The sequence below is a fragment of the Albidovulum sp. genome (assembly GCF_008933605.1).
Lineage (GTDB): Bacteria > Pseudomonadota > Alphaproteobacteria > Rhodobacterales > Rhodobacteraceae > Albidovulum.
Genome location: NZ_WBUS01000220.1, coordinates 1 through 3,850, shown reverse-complemented (window position 1 = coordinate 3,850; position 3,850 = coordinate 1). Strand labels below are relative to the sequence as shown.

Annotated in this window: 5 protein-coding genes; 3 read left to right on the top strand and 2 right to left on the bottom strand. The window is 68.6% G+C overall.

The window, feature by feature from the left end; all coding sequences use genetic code 11:
* The 3 genes from odhB to lpdA form a co-directional block, all read left to right on the top strand.
* On the top strand, nt 1–743 hold a 743-nt coding region (odhB, locus tag F9K34_RS17625; protein ID WP_291338418.1), incomplete at its 5' end, for a 2-oxoglutarate dehydrogenase complex dihydrolipoyllysine-residue succinyltransferase.
* Between the two features lie 48 nt (nt 744–791).
* Entirely contained in the window at nt 792–1,034 is a 243-nt protein-coding gene (locus F9K34_RS17620; protein WP_291338417.1) for a DUF3303 family protein, read from the top strand.
* Between the two features lie 117 nt (nt 1,035–1,151).
* Nucleotides 1,152–2,540, top strand: coding sequence for a dihydrolipoyl dehydrogenase (gene lpdA, locus F9K34_RS17615; RefSeq protein WP_291338416.1), 1,389 nt, complete (start codon nt 1,152–1,154; stop codon nt 2,538–2,540).
* 48 nt (nt 2,541–2,588) lie between these two features.
* Here lpdA and F9K34_RS17610 read toward each other — a convergent pair whose 3' ends face one another.
* Together F9K34_RS17610 and F9K34_RS17605 are read right to left on the bottom strand one after the other, a co-directional pair.
* Nucleotides 2,589–3,092, bottom strand: coding sequence for a DUF4405 domain-containing protein (locus F9K34_RS17610; protein WP_291338415.1), 504 nt, complete (start codon nt 3,090–3,092; stop codon nt 2,589–2,591).
* 86 nt (nt 3,093–3,178) lie between these two features.
* Nucleotides 3,179–3,835: a GntR family transcriptional regulator gene (locus tag F9K34_RS17605; protein ID WP_291338419.1), complete on the bottom strand. Its 657-nt coding sequence runs from the start codon at nt 3,833–3,835 to the stop codon at nt 3,179–3,181.
* Nucleotides 3,836–3,850: the final 15 nt, after the last annotated feature.

Here is a 3,850-nt window from a genome sequence, read left to right as displayed (position 1 = left end):
CCCCTGCCGCGGCCCCCCGGGCCCCGGTCCCGGCCGAGGACGCGGCGCGCGAGGAGCGGGTGAAGATGACGCGCCTCCGCGCCACCATCGCCCGGCGCCTCAAGGATGCGCAGAACACCGCGGCCATGCTGACCACCTACAACGAGGTGGACATGAGCGGGATCATGGCGCTCAGGAACGAATACAAGGACGCCTTCGAGAAGAAGCACGGCGTCAAGCTCGGCTTCATGTCCTTCTTCGTGAAGGCCTGCGTCCACGCGCTGAAGGAAGTGCCGGAGGTCAACGCCGAGATCGACGGCGGCGACATCGTCTACAAGAACTACGTCCACATGGGCGTCGCCGTCGGCACGCCCTCGGGCCTCGTCGTGCCGGTGGTGCGCGACGCCGACCAGATGGGCTTCGCGGCGATCGAGAAGAAGATCGCCGACCTCGGCATCCGCGCCCGCGACGGGAAACTCAGCATGGCCGAGATGCAGGGCGGCAGCTTCACCATCTCGAACGGCGGCGTCTACGGCTCGCTCATGTCCTCGCCGATCCTGAACCCGCCGCAATCGGGCATCCTCGGCATGCACAAGATCCAGGACCGCCCGGTGGTGGTCGCGGGCCAGATCGTCATCCGCCCGATGATGTACCTCGCGCTCAGCTATGACCACCGGATCGTGGACGGCAAGGGCGCGGTGACGTTCCTCGTCCGGGTGAAGGAGGCGCTGGAGGACCCGCGGCGGCTGCTGATGGATCTCTGACCGGATGACAGGCGTTCGCCTGTCATCACCCGGGAAAAGGGGACTGCCATGCAACTCATCTGCGAGATCGATACCGGCGGCTTCGACGCCTGGAAATCCGGCTTCGACGACCGGTCCGAGGCCCGCGACCAGGCCGGTCTGACCATGCTCCAGATGTGGCACGACGCCGATGAAGGTGCCCGGGCCGTGGTGCTCTTCGAGGTCCGCGACCGGGCCCGGGCCGAGGACTGGGTCAGGACCGAAGGCGCGCTTCACGCGCCCGTCTCCGCCCGGTTCCTGAGGACGGCATGAGGGCCCGCGCGGTCACCGATACCCGGCTCCGTCCCGACAGATGTCGGGACGGATGTCCGACGCAAAACCGACGCCCGCGGGACGCGGGCCAGACACCGGAATTCCAAGGAGTGTGACATGGCTGAGTTTGACGTCATCGTGATCGGCGCCGGCCCCGGCGGCTACGTCTGCGCCATCCGCTGCGCGCAACTGGGGCTGAAGACGGCCTGCGTCGAGGGCCGCGAGACGCTCGGCGGGACCTGCCTGAACGTCGGCTGCATCCCGTCGAAGGCGCTCCTCCACGCCAGCCACATGCTCCACGAGGCCGGGCACAATTTCGAGAAGATGGGCCTTGTCGGCACCGCCCCGAAGGTCGACTGGGCGAAGATGCTCGGCTACAAGGACGACGTCATCGCCCAGAACACCAAGGGCATCGAATTTCTCTTCAAGAAGAACAAGGTAACCTGGCTGAAGGGCTGGGCTTCGATCCCCTCGGCGGGCCAGGTGAAGGTCGGGGACGAGGTCCATTCGGCCAGGGCCATCGTCATCGCCACGGGCTCCGAGGCGTCCTCCCTGCCCGGGGTCGAGATCGACGAGAAGACCGTCGTCACCTCCACCGGCGCGCTCACGCTGCCCAAGGTGCCGAAGTCGATGGTTGTGATCGGCGCCGGCGTCATCGGGCTCGAGATGGGATCGGTCTATGCCCGCCTCGGCACCGAGATCACGGTCGTCGAATACCTCGACGCGATCACGCCGGGCATGGATGGCGAAGTGGCGAAGACCTTCCAGAGGATCCTTTCGCGTCAAGGACTTAAGTTCATCCTGGGCGCCGCCGTGCAGGGTGTGAAGACGGCCAAGGGCAAGAACAGCGTGACCTACCGCTCGCGCAAGGACGACAGCGAGGCGGTGCTGGAGGCCGAGGTGGTGCTGGTCGCCACCGGCCGCAAGCCCTATACCGACGGCCTCGGGCTCGAGGCCCTTGGCGTCGAGATGGAAAAGCGCGGCCAGGTGAAGACCGACGCCCACTGGCAGACCAATGTGAAGGGCGTCTACGCCATCGGCGACGCCATCGTGGGCCCCATGCTCGCCCACAAGGCCGAGGACGAGGGGATGGCGGTGGCCGAGGTGATCGCCGGCCGGCACGGCCACGTCAACTACGGCGTCATCCCCGGCGTGATCTACACCACGCCCGAGGTGGCGAGCGTCGGCAAGACCGAGGAGCAGTTGAAGGAGGAAGGCCGCGCCTACAAGGTCGGCAAGTTCTCCTTCATGGGCAACGGCCGCGCCAAGGCGGTGTTCCAGGGCGAGGGCTTCGTGAAGATCCTCGCCGACAAGGAGACGGACCGCGTGCTCGGCTGCCACATCATCGGGCCGGCGGCGGGCGATCTCATCCACGAAATCTGCGTCGGCATGGAATTCGGCGCCTCGGCCGAGGACATCGCCCTCACCTGCCACGCCCATCCGACCTTCTCGGAAGCGGTGCGCGAGGCGGCGCTGGCCTGCGGCGACGGGCCGATCCACGCCTGAAAAACCGCAGGTAGAGGCAAACGCCCCGCCCTGGCGGGGCGTCTGCGGTCACGACGAGAGGCCCATGATCGCCACGGCAAGCTCCGCGTCGCTCTTGCCCGAGGCCGCGGCGATCTCGCGCAGCGTCTTGCCGCTGTCGGCGCTGGTGAGGCCCGCGCGCTTCAGGCCCTCGACAAGTTCCGCGCCGGTCATGCCGAAGACCGGCGCGGCGACCTCCGGCGTGGCGGCGTAAAGCGCCTGGGCCAGCCGGACCTGCGGCGGGCCGCCCCGCCCCTCACCGCCGCCGACCGGCACGAGGAAGATCGCCGCGACCGCGACGGACAGGGCAAGGGACAGTGCCATCGGCGCGCGCCTCAGATAGGCGGTCATCGGCCGCCAGTTCTTCCAGAGGTGCAGCACGAAGGCCAGGATCAGCACCATGCTGAGCCATTCGTGCATCCCGTGAAACCCGGTGGGCCCGACGTGGAAGAAGAGCGCAAGCCCGGAGACGAGCGACACGAGGAAGAGGCCGGTCATGAGGGGGGTCGCGTAGCGGCTGAGGAAGGACGGCATCGGAAACTCCTGACAGGGGGCAGCGAACGGCCCCGTGCCAGTGTCACGCCGCGGAGCGGCGCTTCCGTCGCGGCGGCGCAGAGAAATCAGGTCAGGAGATGCCTCAGTCCCTGTGTGACGTCCGTCCGCACGGCGAGCCGCAGCGCCGGCTCGTCCCCGGCCTTCAGCGCGGCAAGGATCATCCGGTGCGTCTGCGGCGGGTCGCTGCGATGCAGGCGCGAATAGACTGCGCGCATGGTCGGGCCGAGCTGGAGCCAGACCGTCTCGGCCACCGCCAGCATCGCCGGCGCCTGGGCGCGCAGGTAGAGGGTGCGGTGGAACTCCAGGTTGGTGCGGATATAGGCCACGGCGTCGCGCTTCACCGCCGCCTCCGCATTGGCCATGTTGATCACCTGCAACCGCTCGATCAGCGCCATGTGGGCGCGTGGCAGCGCCCGGGTCGCGAGCTCCGTCTCGATCAACGCGCGAAGCGTCGCCAGTTCCTCGATCCGCTCCTGCGAGAGGTCCGGCGTGGTGACGCGGCCGGAGGCCGAGAGCGTCAGCGCCCCCTCCGCCGCGAGCCGCCTCAGCGCCTCGCGCGCCGGCGTCATCGAGACTCCGTAGGACTTCGCCAGGCCCCGCAGCGTCAGCGCCTGGCCGGGCGCAAGCTCGCCATGCATGATCTGCTGGCGCAGCGACCGGTAAAGCCGGTCATGCGCGGCGATGCCGGCGCCGGGTTCTGCGGGGCGGGGCGGGTTCGGCATCGGAGGACCCGAAGG

Coding starts and splice junctions, on each gene's coding strand:
- F9K34_RS17620 (WP_291338417.1), top strand. CDS start 792: ATGCAACTCATCTGCGAGATCGATACCGGCGGCTTCGACGCCTGGAAA.
- lpdA (WP_291338416.1), top strand. CDS start 1,152: ATGGCTGAGTTTGACGTCATCGTGATCGGCGCCGGCCCCGGCGGCTAC.
- F9K34_RS17610 (WP_291338415.1), bottom strand. CDS start 3,092: ATGCCGTCCTTCCTCAGCCGCTACGCGACCCCCCTCATGACCGGCCTC.
- F9K34_RS17605 (WP_291338419.1), bottom strand. CDS start 3,835: ATGCCGAACCCGCCCCGCCCCGCAGAACCCGGCGCCGGCATCGCCGCG.